General features: G+C 58.9%; 12 protein-coding genes. 3 read left to right on the top strand and 9 right to left on the bottom strand.

Going from position 1 to position 12,958, the window contains the following annotated elements; translation table 11 throughout:
• The first annotated feature begins 133 nt into the window (after nucleotides 1–133).
• A complete protein-coding gene (locus Q0955_RS13160; protein ID WP_299424887.1) occupies nucleotides 134–1,408 on the top strand; it encodes a serine hydrolase in 1,275 nt (424 codons plus the stop codon).
• A gap of 123 nt (nucleotides 1,409–1,531) precedes the next feature.
• On the opposite strand, the gene panB is transcribed toward Q0955_RS13160, so the two are convergent.
• Together panB and panC are read right to left on the bottom strand one after the other, a co-directional pair.
• Entirely contained in the window at nucleotides 1,532–2,341 is an 810-nt protein-coding gene (panB, locus tag Q0955_RS13155; protein WP_299424885.1) for a 3-methyl-2-oxobutanoate hydroxymethyltransferase, read from the bottom strand.
• Nucleotides 2,338–3,180: a pantoate--beta-alanine ligase gene (gene panC, locus Q0955_RS13150; RefSeq protein WP_299424884.1), complete on the bottom strand. Its 843-nt coding sequence runs from the start codon at nucleotides 3,178–3,180 to the stop codon at nucleotides 2,338–2,340. Before panC ends, panB begins: the two co-directional genes overlap by 4 nt.
• A gap of 182 nt (nucleotides 3,181–3,362) precedes the next feature.
• Between panC and Q0955_RS13145 the strand changes: the two genes are divergently transcribed.
• Both Q0955_RS13145 and Q0955_RS13140 read left to right on the top strand, forming a co-directional pair.
• Complete coding sequence (locus tag Q0955_RS13145) at nucleotides 3,363–5,870, top strand: FAD-dependent oxidoreductase (RefSeq protein ID WP_299424883.1); 2,508 nt, start codon at nucleotides 3,363–3,365, stop codon at nucleotides 5,868–5,870.
• 211 nt (nucleotides 5,871–6,081) lie between these two features.
• A complete protein-coding gene (locus tag Q0955_RS13140; protein WP_299424881.1) occupies nucleotides 6,082–7,164 on the top strand; it encodes a zinc ribbon domain-containing protein in 1,083 nt (360 codons plus the stop codon).
• A gap of 80 nt (nucleotides 7,165–7,244) precedes the next feature.
• Here Q0955_RS13140 and Q0955_RS13135 read toward each other — a convergent pair whose 3' ends face one another.
• From Q0955_RS13135 to Q0955_RS13105, 7 genes are all read right to left on the bottom strand, one after another.
• Nucleotides 7,245–7,643, bottom strand: coding sequence for a hypothetical protein (locus tag Q0955_RS13135; RefSeq protein ID WP_299424879.1), 399 nt, complete (start codon nucleotides 7,641–7,643; stop codon nucleotides 7,245–7,247).
• A 60-nt stretch (nucleotides 7,644–7,703) separates the two neighbouring features.
• Complete coding sequence (locus Q0955_RS13130; protein WP_299424877.1) at nucleotides 7,704–8,042, bottom strand: carboxymuconolactone decarboxylase family protein; 339 nt, start codon at nucleotides 8,040–8,042, stop codon at nucleotides 7,704–7,706.
• A 99-nt stretch (nucleotides 8,043–8,141) separates the two neighbouring features.
• The gene (locus Q0955_RS13125; protein ID WP_299424876.1) at nucleotides 8,142–8,801 is read right to left on the bottom strand and encodes a DUF938 domain-containing protein; all 660 of its coding nucleotides are present in this window, start codon (nucleotides 8,799–8,801) and stop codon (nucleotides 8,142–8,144) included.
• Entirely contained in the window at nucleotides 8,801–9,877 is a 1,077-nt protein-coding gene (locus Q0955_RS13120) for an FAD-binding oxidoreductase (protein ID WP_299424874.1), read from the bottom strand. The genes Q0955_RS13125 and Q0955_RS13120 overlap by 1 nt, the downstream gene beginning before the upstream one ends.
• On the bottom strand, nucleotides 9,874–10,812 hold the full coding sequence (locus tag Q0955_RS13115; protein WP_299424873.1) for an aldo/keto reductase: 939 nt from the start codon (nucleotides 10,810–10,812) through the stop codon (nucleotides 9,874–9,876). Before Q0955_RS13115 ends, Q0955_RS13120 begins: the two co-directional genes overlap by 4 nt.
• Before the next feature lie 515 nt (nucleotides 10,813–11,327).
• Nucleotides 11,328–11,813: a YHS domain-containing (seleno)protein gene (locus Q0955_RS13110; RefSeq protein ID WP_299424871.1), complete on the bottom strand. Its 486-nt coding sequence runs from the start codon at nucleotides 11,811–11,813 to the stop codon at nucleotides 11,328–11,330.
• Nucleotides 11,814–12,029: 216 nt separating this feature from the next.
• Nucleotides 12,030–12,869, bottom strand: coding sequence for an isochorismatase family protein (locus Q0955_RS13105; protein ID WP_299424870.1), 840 nt, complete (start codon nucleotides 12,867–12,869; stop codon nucleotides 12,030–12,032).
• Nucleotides 12,870–12,958: the final 89 nt, after the last annotated feature.

Raw genomic sequence — 12,958 nt, 5'->3', positions numbered from 1 at the left:
GTCACGTTTTTGTGAGTGCCTGACTTCTTTTGTCGGCAACCTTCCCTAAGTCTTCATTGTGATCGAGATCATCGCACGTCATGGTGGTGATGTTCCCTCGGTTTTGAACGATTACTTTTGGGAGTACCAAGCCATGTTCAAGCATCTGGCTCTTGTGGGCTGTGTTTCTTTTTCCTCAATGGCGATGGCTGCGGAGTTGCAGACCGTGGATGAGGATTTCCTGGCGCAAGTTGAACATTTTGGTATTTCGCAAGCCAATTGGGACAGCGGTGAACATGCCTCGGTGACCTTCCCCAACGCCTATAAATTCACGCGGCACTATGTGGTGGACCCCGGGAGCGCAGTGGCGCCGGAGGAGTGGAAAGACGAGACCGGGTCGTTCGATTTCGCCAAGCTGACCGGTCTGGATGCAGATGGCGAGCAGACGCTGGATACACTGCTGAAGTACCGCTTGAAGAACCACTCCATGGTGGTGCTCAAAGGGGATCGGCTGTTGCACCAGCATTTTTGGAATGGGATGACGCCGGAGAGCACGCATCTGGACATGTCGGTGACAAAGTCTTTCACCGCGACTTTGGCCGGGATTGCGGCGGCTGAAGGTAAGTTGGATATGTCCAAACCTGTGGAGGCTTATCTGCCCGAGTTCAAAGGTACAGCGTTTGAGGGTGTCTCGGTTCAGGATGTGGCGGATATGAATTCCGGCCTGGACATCAAGACACCGCCGTTTTTGTCCTGGGACACGAAGTTCACGCAGTCGCAGGAATGGAATGGCCCGAATGACAGCGGATTGAATGGCATTCAGGATTACCTGCTGACCATCGATAGCCAGAAATACGCGCCGGGCACACATTACCAGTATCAAGACCCAAACACCGAAATTTTGGGTTTGATCGTGGAGAAGGCCACCGGAGAAAAGCTGGCGGATTACCTTGAGGCGAAGATCTGGAGCAAATTGGGGGCCGAAGGGCCGGCTTATTTCCAGGCGGACGGGGTGGGCAACACGGTGGCTTCCGGTGGCTTGAACATGCGCACACGGGATCTGGCCAAAATGGGGCGGGTGTTCCTCAACGAAGGTCAAAACCATCTGGGTGAGCAAGTGGTGCCCGCCACGTTCCTTGAGGCGCTGTGGCAAGGCAATGACCGCGTGCGGGCGGCCTGGTCTGTTGGAAAAGAGGCGGCACTGGCACCGGATGGCTGGTACAAAGATCAGATCCGCGTGCTGAACATCAATGGCCACAAGATCATCGTGTTTGTGGGCATCCATGGGCAGGCGTTGGTGATGGAGCCTGCAACCGACACGGTAATTGCGATGAATGGTGGCTATCCGCAGACCGAGACCGAGCGTATGAACACGCTTTTGTTTGTGGAGATTGTGCCTGCGATCCTGGAGGCGGTCGCGCCGCTGTAAAAATGTCGCGACATGCTAAGAGAAAAGCCCCGGCGATTGCGCAGGGCTTTTTGCTGTTTGAGCGCGCCGAGAGGGCAGGTGCCTCCGGCGGGGATATTTACGGTCAAATGAAGCCTGAGGTGTTTAGCGGTAGACCTCGTCTTCGCTTGGGAAACTGCGGGTTTTGACGTCGTCGGCGTATTGGCTCACTGCGCGTTCGATGGCGGGGCCAAGGTCGCCGTAGACTTTTACAAATTTGGGTGTCCATTCGTTGAGGCCGAGCATGTCTTCGAGTACGAGAATCTGGCCGTCACAGTCCGCTGAGGCGCCGATCCCGATTGTGGGAATGGGCACCTGTTTGGTGATCTTGGCGGCGAGCGGTTCGACCATGCCCTCCAGCACAATGGCAAAGGCACCCGCTTCAGAGACGGCTTGCGCGTCTTCTTCGTGCATCGCCCAGGTGTCTTCGTCCCGGCCTTGGGTTTTGAAGCCGCCCATGACGTGGCTGGACTGAGGCGTCAGGCCGATGTGGGCCATCACAGGAATGCCACGTTCGGTCAGGAAGCGGATGGTTTCAGCCATACGTTTGCCTCCCTCGAGCTTCACCGCGCCACAGCAGGTTTCTTTCATGATTTTGGCGGCGTTGCGGAAGGCCACGGCCGGGCTTTCCTCATAGGTGCCAAACGGCATGTCCACCACGATCAGCGCTTTTTGGGTGCCGCGCACCACGGCTTTTCCATGCATGATCATCAGATCAAGCGGCACGCCAACTGTGCTTTCCATGCCGTGCATGACCATGCCGAGGCTGTCCCCCACCAGAATGAAGTCGGCGTATTTGTCGACAATCGCCGCAGTGTGCGCGTGGTAGCTGGTGAGGCTGACAATTGGTTCGCCACCTTTGCGGTTGGCAATCTGTGGCACGGTGGTGCGGCGGATGGGGGTCTGTGTGCTCATGGTGTGACAACCTTTTGGTCAATCAGAAGAATGTCGCCAAAGGCAACGGAGATCATGATGGCGGTGGGGCCGGTGAGCGGCCCGTCGAGTTCATTGAGCGTTTCCGCTGCAACGATGTCCAGCCCGGTGAGGGCGGCGCGGGGCTCAGTGGCGATGGTGTTGGCAATGAGTGTGTGCAGGTCTGCCACGGTGGCACCGGGTGCGGCCGCGTCGGCGGCGGTAAGGGATTGAGAAAGCACCAAGGCGGCTCGGCGGTCCTCCGCTGAGAGGCGCACATTGCGCGAGGACATGGCAAGACCATCCTTTTCGCGCACAGTGGGGGCGCCCACGATCGCGAGTGGCATGTGCAGATCCGCGACCATGCGTTTGATGACCTGAAGCTGCTGGTAGTCTTTTTCGCCAAAGACAGCCACGTCAGGCTGCACGATGTTGAACAGCCGGGCGACCACTGTTGTCACACCGCGGAAGTGGCCGGGGCGGACTTTGCCATGCAGCATGTTGGCAAGACGGGTGGTTTCCACAATTGTTTCGTCGCCCGTCGGATACATGGTTTCTACGTCGGGCATGAAGACCACGGCGACGCCAGCCTCGCGTAACATGTCCAAGTCGCGCGCCTCGTCACGCGGGTAGGCCTCCAGATCGGCGCTTTCGCCAAATTGGGTGGGGTTCACAAAGATCGACACAACCACATGGTTGGCCTCTGCTTTGGCGGTTTCTACAAGCGACATGTGCCCCGCGTGCAGAAAGCCCATGGTGGGCACCATCGCGACGGTGTCACCGGTGGCGCGAAGCTCTTTGACTGCGGCGCGGCAGTCTGAAATCGAGCGGCAAATACGCATTTCTTGCCTGTCTCCCTTCAAGGTGGTTGTGGGGTGTAATGCCCCTGCTGCGATGCAGCAAGGCTTTTTGCGTCAACGTGGCGTCGCAATTGTGCAATCAAGCGTCGGCTGGACCGTGCGTTTTTGCGCCGTTTCGGTACAGTTTGCGCAAAAGACCTATGCTCAGGGGAGTCGCCTGTCTCATGAAAACAAACGTAAAAGCCCTTGTTGTTGGCGGCGGTGCCGTTGGCACGTCGATCGCCTACCACCTCGCCAAGGCGGGTTGGGATGATGTGATGCTGATTGAGCGGGACGAGCTGACATCTGGCTCAACCTGGCACGCGGCGGGCCTTTTGCCGCTGTTCAACATGTCCTATGCGACCACGCACATTCATCAGTATTCGGTGGATTTCTACAAACAGCTGGAAGAAGAAACCGGCTTGAATGCTGGGTTTGCCGTGGTGGGCAACCTGCGCATGGCGCAGACGCAGGAGCGCATGGACGAGTTTATGCTCTATGCCTCAACTGCGGAGACCTGCGGCGTGGCCTATGAGTGGTTGACCCCGGATGAGATCAAAAGCCGTTGGCCACTCATTCGTACCGATGACCTCAAAGGCGCGATTTATCACACTGAGGACGGCTACATTAACCCGGCGGACGTGACCATGGCGATGGCCAAAGGTGCGCGCCAACGGGGTGTGGACATTGTGCGCAAGATGCAGGCGGATTCGTTCCATTGGACCGGCACACACTGGGAAGTCAGCTGCACCAAGATGGTGGAAAAAGGCGGCAACCTGGTTGAGAGCGACGAGAAGGTTGTGATTACGGCGGAGCATGTGGTGACCGCCTCTGGCAACCACGCGCAGCGCACCGCCAAAATGCTGGGCATCAAGATGCCTGCCATCCCGGTGGAGCACACATTTATCGTCATGGATCAAGACCCGGAGCTGGTGAAGTGGCGAGAGGCGGGCAATCCTGAGCATCCTGTGGTGCGGGATGCGGACTCGGAATCTTATGCGCGCGAGGAGCGTGGCGGCTGGATTTTAGGCATCTATGAGCATGGTGCACCAGCGCGGTTTGAGCACGGGGTGCCGGACAGCTTCCGTGCTGATCTGTTCCCGCTCGATCTCGACCGGATTGCGGAACAATATATGGCGATGACGGAGCGCGTGCCGTCCTGTGCTGAGTCTGGACTGAAAGACGATTTCAACGGGCCGATTTGTTACACCCCGGACGGCAACCCGTTGGTTGGCCCTGCGCCGGGGCTGCGCAACATGTGGCTGGCCGAAGGTTTCAGCTTTGGCATCACCGCGGCGGGTGGCACCGGCTACTATTTGGCGCAGATGATGGTCGATGGCGAAGCTGAGATCGACATGGCGAGCCTTGACCCCAAACGCTACAGCAGCAACTGGATGACCACCGAATTTGCCGCGCGCAAAAACGAAGAGTGCTATGAGCACGTTTACATCCTGCACCATCCAGATGAAGAACGCCCGGCAGCTCGCCCGCTGCGCACATCGCCAGCGTTTGATCGACAGAAAGCCAAAGGCGCGCAGTTTGGTTGGGTCAATGGCTGGGAGCGTCCAAACTATTACGGCCCGCTGGATGCGCCTTCCAACTTTGACGAGGAAGCGCGCAGCTTCCGCCGCGGCGGCTGGTGGCAATATGCGGTGGATGAGGCCAAGGCGATCCGCGAAAATGTGGGCCTGATCGACGCAACCGCCTTTACCAAACATGTGGTCAAAGGCCCCGGTGCCACCCAGTTCTTGGATTGGTTCACATGTAACAAACTGCCAAAAGTTGGCCGCATCAACCTAACCTATGCGCTAACAGCGGCGGGCACCACACGCACTGAATACACCATCGTGCGCAATGGTGAGGACAACTATTATCTTGTCTCTGCAGGGGCTTGGACCGAATACGACGCGGACTTCCTGCGTAAGGCGGCCGAGGACAAGATGGAGGAGTTTGGCTACATCGAAATCCAGGATGTGACCACACAGTGGGGCGTGTTTGCGATTGCGGGGCCAAAATCCCGCGATGTGCTGAAGAAGGTGATCAGCGATGCGGAGCCGGACACCGCGCTGTCCAACAAACGCTTCCCGTGGCTGTCGGCGCGTCAAATTGAGTTGGGCATGTGTCCGGTGAATGCGATCCGTGTGGCCTATACAGGCGAGCTGGGATGGGAGCTGCACCATCCAATTGAGATGCAGAATTACCTGTGGGATCTGCTGACTGAGGCTGGTGCGGAGTTTGACATGAAGCTGGTGGGCGCACGGGCGCAGAACTGGCTGCGTCAGGAGAAAAGCTACCGCGCCTTTGGCACCGAACTGGGCCGCGATGCAACGCCAGCGGAAGCAGATCTGCCGCGCTTTATCGACCTGTCCAAAGACTTCCACGGCAAAGCCGAGATGGAAGCGCTGGGCGTACGGGTCAAGTGCTGCACCTTGCTGATTGATGGGCCGGAAGATGCCGACCCATGGGGGCGTGAGGTGCTTTACACGCCGGAAGGCGAGCGTGTTGGGCGTTTGACGTCTGGCGGGTACTCGGTGGCCTTTGAGAAGAGCATTGGCATGGGCTACGTGACGCCGGAGTTGGCGGTGGAAGGCACCAAGCTAAAGGTGAAGATGTTGGATCAATTGTGGGACGCAACAGTGACCTGTGACAGCCCGTATGATCCCAAAAACGAGACCATTCGACAAAACGGCTAAGTCGTTTGCCTCGAAGTTATAAAAAGCCCCGCCACTGTGCGGGGCTTTTTGCGCTTGTGGGGTGTGCCCAAAGTTTCGGGTTTTGTAAAACCCACGCGGAACAGCAGCCCCGCTGCGACGCCCTTTGGTCAGCTACGGAAATCCTTGCTTGCGCCCCGACGCCCAAACGCACTAGGTCGAAAGGCATGCCAAACACTTAGTAGGGTCTATTATGAAAGCAGTCCGCCGCCCACAATTCTGGTTCAATCTGGCGATGTGGGTCATGACCCTCGTGATTTCGTCTTTGCTCATCCAGTTGGGCGCATTGGTCATGTCCGATGTGCCGACCGCAGGTAAACGAATTAGCCAGGCCGACTTTGTGAATGTCGACCAACTTGCGGATGTCGAGCTTCGTATCGCGAACACTGATAAGGCCCTGCTCAACACGCAGAGAGACATTGAGGACGCGGAGTTTGTGCTGTCCTCTCGCACGCTTGATTATACAAACCAACGCACCTCTTTCGAAAACTGGGTTAAGACGCGTTCTGCAACCGAAGCGGACAGCCAGAATGCTGACGTGGTAGCACGTGCCCAAATCATCGAAGGCCTGAAACTCGCTGAGCGTGAAGCCCAGCGGACAATTGAAGACCTGCGTGTGACCGAACGGTCTTTGCTCCGCACCCTGCAAGATCTGCGCACCGAAGAATACGCCATAAACGATGCCTCATTCGAGCCTTACCAGAAAGCCCGTCGTCGCGAAGTTCTTAAGGTGTTTGGCCTGCGGCTTGCCCTCACACTGCCGCTGCTGCTGATATCCGGGTGGCTAGTGGCCAAAAAACGCAAATCGCAGTATTGGCCGGTTTACCGCAGTTTTGTGATCTTTGCCCTGTTCGCATTCTTCGTCGAACTTGTCCCTTACCTGCCTTCCTATGGCGGTTACGTCCGCAATGTGGTGGGCATTTTCCTGGCACTTCTGTTTGCGCATTTTGTGATCAAGGGCATGAACCGGTATCTGGCCCGGAAGCGATCCGAGGAACAAAGGCCTGAAACCGAAAAGCGCAAAGCCATTGCCTATGAAACAGCCGTCAAAAAAATTTCCGAAGGGGTCTGTCCGAGTTGTGACCGTCGCTTTGGGGCTGTGAAATTGCGCAAGGGTGAGAAAACGGATGAGACGCCCGTTGATTTTTGCGTGCACTGCGGATTTTGCCTGTTTGACCGATGTGCAAACTGCAACACGCGTGAGAACTCCTTTTTCAAGTTCTGCGGGTCTTGCGGGACGCCATCAGACAACGATCCATCTGTTCCGGCCAGTTAAGCCGGGGCGCGGTCTTGGGGTCGCGGATGGCGCTGTCTGGAAGCAAAAAACGCCCCGCCAAAATGCGGGGCGTTTTGGATTTAGTATTCGCCTTTGGTGATCACGCCGTCTTTGTCGCCGTCGACCCGTTCAAACCAGCTGCGCAAGGCCGTTTCCATTTCTGACCGAGTGACCGATCCGTCGAGGTTTAAGTCCGTGTTTTCACGGCCCAGGCCGGAGACAGCGCGGAGCAGTAGGGAGGAGGCGTCTTTGCCAGCGGCCTCTGCGCGGGCTTTGTCAAAGGCCGTGTATTCCTCGTTGCTGAGCGCGCCGTCACCGTCTGCGTCAAAGGTCTCAAAGATGGTCTTGCGCAGCTCTTCCACGTCGGCCCACGTGATGGTGCCGTCGCTGCCGAAACTCCAGCTGGAGATATCAGCAGCCTGAGCGGTGAAGGCGGTGGAGCAGGTCAGAAAACTGGCTAAGACAAAGGTGCGTCGCATGGTGGGTCCAATGTGTTGTGGATCAATTTGAGCCCACCATAAGTGGCGTGCAGCAGAGTGTCAGCCCGCGGAAAGCTCCTCAAAGCATTCCTGTGCTTTTGCCGCATACATCATGGCAGGGCCGCCCCCCATCTGGATGGCCATGGCCAACACATCAGCCACCTCTTCTTTGGTGGCACCGGCCCGCACAAGGGCGTCGCAGTGCAGGGAGATGCAGGGTTCACAGCGGCTCACAACAGCCATGCCAAGCGCAACAAACTCTTTGGTTTTCACGTCGAGAATGCCGCCTTCTTTGACGGATTTGCTCAATCCGCCAAAGGCGCGGGCGGTGTCGGGGATGGCTTTGTTCAATCCGCGCAGTTGGGTGCGGGTTTCAGAAATCTTGTCAGTCCAGCTCATGGGAATCTCCTATTTTCACGCAGATCATATTCCGTTGAGGGAATGTGAGTTTGATTTCGATCAGGTGGCCGAGAAAAAGGAGGTTGTGACGTCGCGTCGTTATGCGGGGGCGTGCCAAGTCAGGAGCAGGTTATTGGCGGGCATTTCGATAGTGTCCCTTGATTTGAGGCCGCGGGACACTCCGAAGTCACGGATGGCGGTGTCTGATTTATACCCAAGCTCAGGATCTTGGGCGCGCAGGCTGGCATCAAACTGAACGTCGCCGTCACTCACCAATGTGCCGTCGCGGGTGAAAGGCCCGTAGATGGCAAGGCATCCACCGGGGGCCAAGGCTTGCGCGGCTTCTGAGATCAGCACTTCAGCTTCTGGCTGGCTGATCAAGTGCAGCAGGTTGCTGAGCAGGATCAGGTCAACGGGGCCTGTGTGAAGACTCCATCCAGGTGCGGTTGCATCAAGGAGGATGGGTGCTTGCACGTTGGAGAGTGCGGCTTCCGCAAGATAGGCGGCGATGCTGGTGATGCGGTTGGGGTCAACCTCGGTGGGCTGCCATTGCGTGCCTGGAAAAGCCTGCGCATAGGCAACCACATGCTGCCCCGTGCCGCTGGCGATCTCTAATGCGCGGCCGGAAGGTGGGACAAAAGGCGTTAGCGCCTGGGTCAGCGGTTCGCTGTTGCGAGCCGCGGAGGGGGCAAAGAGCTTGCCACCGCTGTCCGGCGTGGCAACGGAGGCGCTGTCTGGCAGGTTCAGGCGTCGGGGCATCAGGCAAACCTCGCGGGGTCAAGGGCTTGGATGAGTTTTGGGTCGATGGAGGATGCTTGCCCGGTGACAAGGTCCGCGATCAGCTGCGATACTGCAGGGCAGGATTGGAACCCATAGCCGCCCTGACAGGCCACCCAGAAGAAGCTGGAATCTGCCGCATCAGGGCCGATCACCAGATTGCGGTCTGGCGAAAACGTGCGCAAGCCGGCCCAACTGGCTTCAACGCGGGTGACCTCTTCGGTGACAAACTCCTGATAACGGGCGAGACCTTCGGCGATCACCATATCGTCCGGCCAGGCGTCAAATGGCGGCATCGGATCCTCTTCGGCGGGGGAGATAATCAGGCTGCCGGCGTCTGGCTTGGCGTACCAGTTTTCGTGGATGTCGAGCAGCATGGGCCATGTGCTGACCTCATGTCCGCCGGGAGCCGGGATGCGCGCCATGGAGCGGCGCAGCGGAGTGACGTTGAGAGGCGTGATGCCCGCCAGTTTGGCAACCTCGTCCACCCAGGCGCCCGCAGCGTTGAGGAGCATCTTGGCATGAAACACTTGATCCTTGGTGTGGACCTCCCACCCATTTGAAAGTTTTGTGATTTTCACCACCTCTTGTCCTGTGTGGACGGTGCCGCCGTGGGCGCGGCACGACTTGGCAAACCACTGGATCAAGCGGTCCGTGTCGATGTCTTCGCCGGAGTGATGGTGCGCGATGTTGCCGATGCTGTCCGTGTTGAGGATCGGGACCTTGTTGACAGCTGTTTGCAAGTCCATCGGGGCGGCGTCGAAGTTTTCGCAACTGCGTTTGAAGGCCTCGTCTTCGCCTTTAGCCGCGAGGAACATCACCCCACGTGGGGAGAGAAAGCCACCGTCTTCCTGTTTGAAAAAATCGCCGCTGGCGTGACTGAGTTCGACGGTGCTGGGAGAGCCGTAGTTGGGCTCAAACATCGCCGCGGATCGACCGGAGGCGTGGTAGCCAAGCGCAGATTCTCTTTCTAAAACAACGGTTTTGCCCAAAGGGGCGAGGCGGGCGGCGGCAGAGATGCCGCCAATGCCGCCGCCGATGATGAGGAAATCAATCATGCTTCGTCCAATCTGTCAGTGGCGGGGGCGGGTGTTTGGCTGAGCGCGGTGATCTCGGTGTAGAGGGCGTCGTCCATGGCAAAGCTGGTGGCGGCCAGAGACGGCTTGAGCTGTGCGAGGTTGCGGGCGGAGAGGATTGGGCTGGGCGCGGCGCTGTGTTTGGCGGCCCAAGCGGCGGCCAATGTGGCGGGATGTACGTTCCGCGTGGCGGCCAGTTTGGAGAGATCGACAGCGGTTTTGTGCATCCAATCAACGTCATAACGGGCGGCGTAGCGCTCATCCGTGGCAAGGCGACCTTGCGCCTCTTTGGCGCTGTATTTGCCGGTGAGCAATCCGCCGCCAAGCGGGGAGTAGGTGGCGGGCAGGATGCCCAGATCGGCGCACATGGGCAGGATCTCGACCTCGGCCTGACGTTTCACCAGGCTGTACATCGGTTGCAAGACGTCGATTTTGAGATCAAATTTTGACGCGGCCCAAGCGGCTTTCACCACCTGCCAGGCGGCAAAGTTGGACAGGCCAACATGTGAGATTTTCCCGTCGGACTTAATTTGCGCAAAGGTTTCTAGGGTTTCCTCGATTGGCGTGTCTGCATCAAATCGGTGCAGGTAGAGAATGTCGACGTGATCCATGTTGAGCCTTTGGCGGGACACATCAAATTGCGATCGCAGATTTTCTGCACCCGCGCCGCCGCGGTAGCCCACCTTGGTGGCGATCACCAAACCCTCGCGATGTGGCGCGGCCAGTTTGCCGAGGATCGTCTCGCTGGCGCCATCGGTGTAAAGATAGGCGGTGTCAAAATGGGTGATGCCCGCCGCGAGGCACGCGTCAAACATCTCGGTGCTGTCACGTTCAGAGGCGGTGCCGCCAAACTGCATGGTGCCAAAAGCAAAGCGGCTGATCGGGGTGCCGTTGGGGCTGGAAATTGTCTGCGTCATGGCGCGACGTTGCCATGATGGCGCAGGGGTTGGAAGAGGGGAAAAGGCTGGGAGTGGAATTGGGGGCGGTCGTGGATGCGGCCACCGGCGGTGCCGAGAAATTAACCAAATCTGAGAGGTCGTGCACTTTGCCAAATCGACGTCGGTATTGCGTCGGTATCACGACTGTTCTGCAGAGGTGCGTTTTGGGAGCGGATAGAAGGTGGGGTGGCGTTAACGATGGCACAAAAGAGCCGCTCTCTCACCAAAGGGAAAGGGCCTGTGCCTCTCCCTTGCCCCCTGTCGCTGAGAGGATCCCTGATCCGGCGCCCAGCCTGCGTCAAGCGGCCACTCGGCAGGCCTCGCTGGGCCGCTGGACTCAGCCCGTGCGCCAGATCTTTCAAGGGATCAGCGACCAGGCTCCGAAGGGAACGGCACACACCTTCCTCCGGCGGCAGGGGGGGGCGCAACACGAAGGGCGGGTCAGAGCCGCCAAACTCTGCCCGCCAGATGTGTCCCGGGTTACGGTTGAGGGGTTACAGGCTGCCGACGGCGGCGTGTTCGATGGTCGGCCACATTTCCGCGGCTTTGGCCAGGGTGTCTTCCGGGTTCTCTTTGTACTTGGCAAAGACAGCGGCGTTCACAAACAGGTAGAGCTTGCCATCGACGATGTCCGCATAGCGGGGATCGCCGTCCAACTTTTTGCCGATGCCGACGGCAAAAGCGCAGAAGCCACCGTATTGCGGCATGTAGTCCTGCGGGGCAGCCTCAAATTTCTGTGCCGAAATCTCGGAGGCGAAATAATAGGCGACGCCCTCGACCATGACAGAGTGGGCGGCTTCGCCGGTGGTCACAGCGTTCAGGGTGGAGAGCGCCACCGCATCCACGCCTCGCAGAGCCAGCGGCACGCCGTCCAGCGAGAAGCCGTTGGTGACGTTGACTTCGTCTTCGGCAAAGACCGGCGCGGCCAGTGTCAGAGAGATGGCCGCGAGGGTGACGGTGAGGGTCAGTTTGGTGGTCATAGGAGTGTCCTTTCTGAAGGGGTGGGAGTAAAAGGCCTGTTGCGTGGCGTCTTGGGAAAGCCTGGCAACAGGCAAGGTTTTGCCCGGCCCCAACAGAATGATCGGGAAGTGTTGGGACCGGGACGGGGTGGCCACACAAACGCGGGGACGCGCGCCGGGAAGAGGCAGCCACCGGTTGGGCGCAGACACAGGGACAGAGCTGCGCCCAGGGAAGGCTTACATCTCGTAGGCAGCTTTGATGGCGGCCACGGTGTTGTCCGTATTGTCGACCTTGCTGGCGATCATGCGGAAATTGGTCAGCGAGGCGGCGTAGCCGTCGTAGAACTCGGTGATGGCACCAGCGGTGGCGTCGGTCACGACCATGACCTCAAAACCCGCCTCGATCAGGGAGCGCATGTGGCTTTCGGTGCAGAGGTTGGAAGACATGCCGCCAAGGATGACCTTGTTGATGCCTTTCTTGCGCAGTTGCAGCGCGAGATCATTGCTGTCCGGGCCGTAGACCTTGTGCGGGCTGGTCACCAGCACGTGGTCATGCTCGAAATAGTGCTTGTAGCTTTCCAGCCAGTCGGCACCGGAGCCTTCAAAGCCGGTCATGTCCAGCGCGCTGGGGCGGTCAAACATGCCGATGCTGTGCATCAGCGTTTCCAGGGTGCCTTCGAAGTGCCACTTATGATCGTGCTCATAATAGTAGTGTGGCGAGACAAACAGGGGCATGCCTACCTCTTCGGCCACAGCAAACAGCGCGTCGAGGTTTTCTACGGTGCCGTTTTCCGTGATCGACTGGCCGACCACGCCCCAGGTCACGCCGTCAGGCGAGAGGAAGTCGTTTTGTGGGTCGGTGATCACAATGGCGGTGTCGCCCTGGGTGATGTCAAAGCCGGGCATGGGCAGGCCGTCGTTGACCGGCGGCATGGTGGCGGTGGCGGCGCGGGCGTCTTGTGCGCCGGCGGCGGTGGCGCCGAGGCCGAGCGCCATTGCGCCGGCGGAGATGGTGGCGGCGCCGCCAAGAATGGCGAGGGCGACGGAAGTGCTTAGAGCGCGGAGGGAGGGAGTCATGAGGTGTCCTTCTGTCATCAGATGCGCCATGCGGCGCGGTTGCGGTGCGTGGCGCGGGGAGGAGATGCGCCGGGTTGATGAGGACGGTT

Origin of the sequence: uncultured Shimia sp., assembly GCF_947493595.1 — a bacterium.
Taxonomy (GTDB): Bacteria; Pseudomonadota; Alphaproteobacteria; order Rhodobacterales; family Rhodobacteraceae; genus Shimia.
This window is presented reverse-complemented; position numbering and strand designations above follow the sequence as displayed.

What these genes read in the sequence shown, in the direction of transcription:
- Q0955_RS13110 (WP_299424871.1), bottom strand. Translation starts at nt 11,813, where the DNA reads ATGACCACCAAACTGACCCTCACCGTCACCCTCGCGGCCATCTCTCTG.
- Q0955_RS13105 (WP_299424870.1), bottom strand. Translation starts at nt 12,869, where the DNA reads ATGACTCCCTCCCTCCGCGCTCTAAGCACTTCCGTCGCCCTCGCCATT.
- Q0955_RS13160 (WP_299424887.1), top strand. Translation starts at nt 134, where the DNA reads ATGTTCAAGCATCTGGCTCTTGTGGGCTGTGTTTCTTTTTCCTCAATG.
- panC (WP_299424884.1), bottom strand. Translation starts at nt 3,180, where the DNA reads ATGCGTATTTGCCGCTCGATTTCAGACTGCCGCGCCGCAGTCAAAGAG.
- Q0955_RS13115 (WP_299424873.1), bottom strand. Translation starts at nt 10,812, where the DNA reads ATGACGCAGACAATTTCCAGCCCCAACGGCACCCCGATCAGCCGCTTT.
- Q0955_RS13120 (WP_299424874.1), bottom strand. Translation starts at nt 9,877, where the DNA reads ATGATTGATTTCCTCATCATCGGCGGCGGCATTGGCGGCATCTCTGCC.
- panB (WP_299424885.1), bottom strand. Translation starts at nt 2,341, where the DNA reads ATGAGCACACAGACCCCCATCCGCCGCACCACCGTGCCACAGATTGCC.
- Q0955_RS13145 (WP_299424883.1), top strand. Translation starts at nt 3,363, where the DNA reads ATGAAAACAAACGTAAAAGCCCTTGTTGTTGGCGGCGGTGCCGTTGGC.
- Q0955_RS13135 (WP_299424879.1), bottom strand. Translation starts at nt 7,643, where the DNA reads ATGCGACGCACCTTTGTCTTAGCCAGTTTTCTGACCTGCTCCACCGCC.
- Q0955_RS13140 (WP_299424881.1), top strand. Translation starts at nt 6,082, where the DNA reads ATGAAAGCAGTCCGCCGCCCACAATTCTGGTTCAATCTGGCGATGTGG.
- Q0955_RS13130 (WP_299424877.1), bottom strand. Translation starts at nt 8,042, where the DNA reads ATGAGCTGGACTGACAAGATTTCTGAAACCCGCACCCAACTGCGCGGA.
- Q0955_RS13125 (WP_299424876.1), bottom strand. Translation starts at nt 8,801, where the DNA reads ATGCCCCGACGCCTGAACCTGCCAGACAGCGCCTCCGTTGCCACGCCG.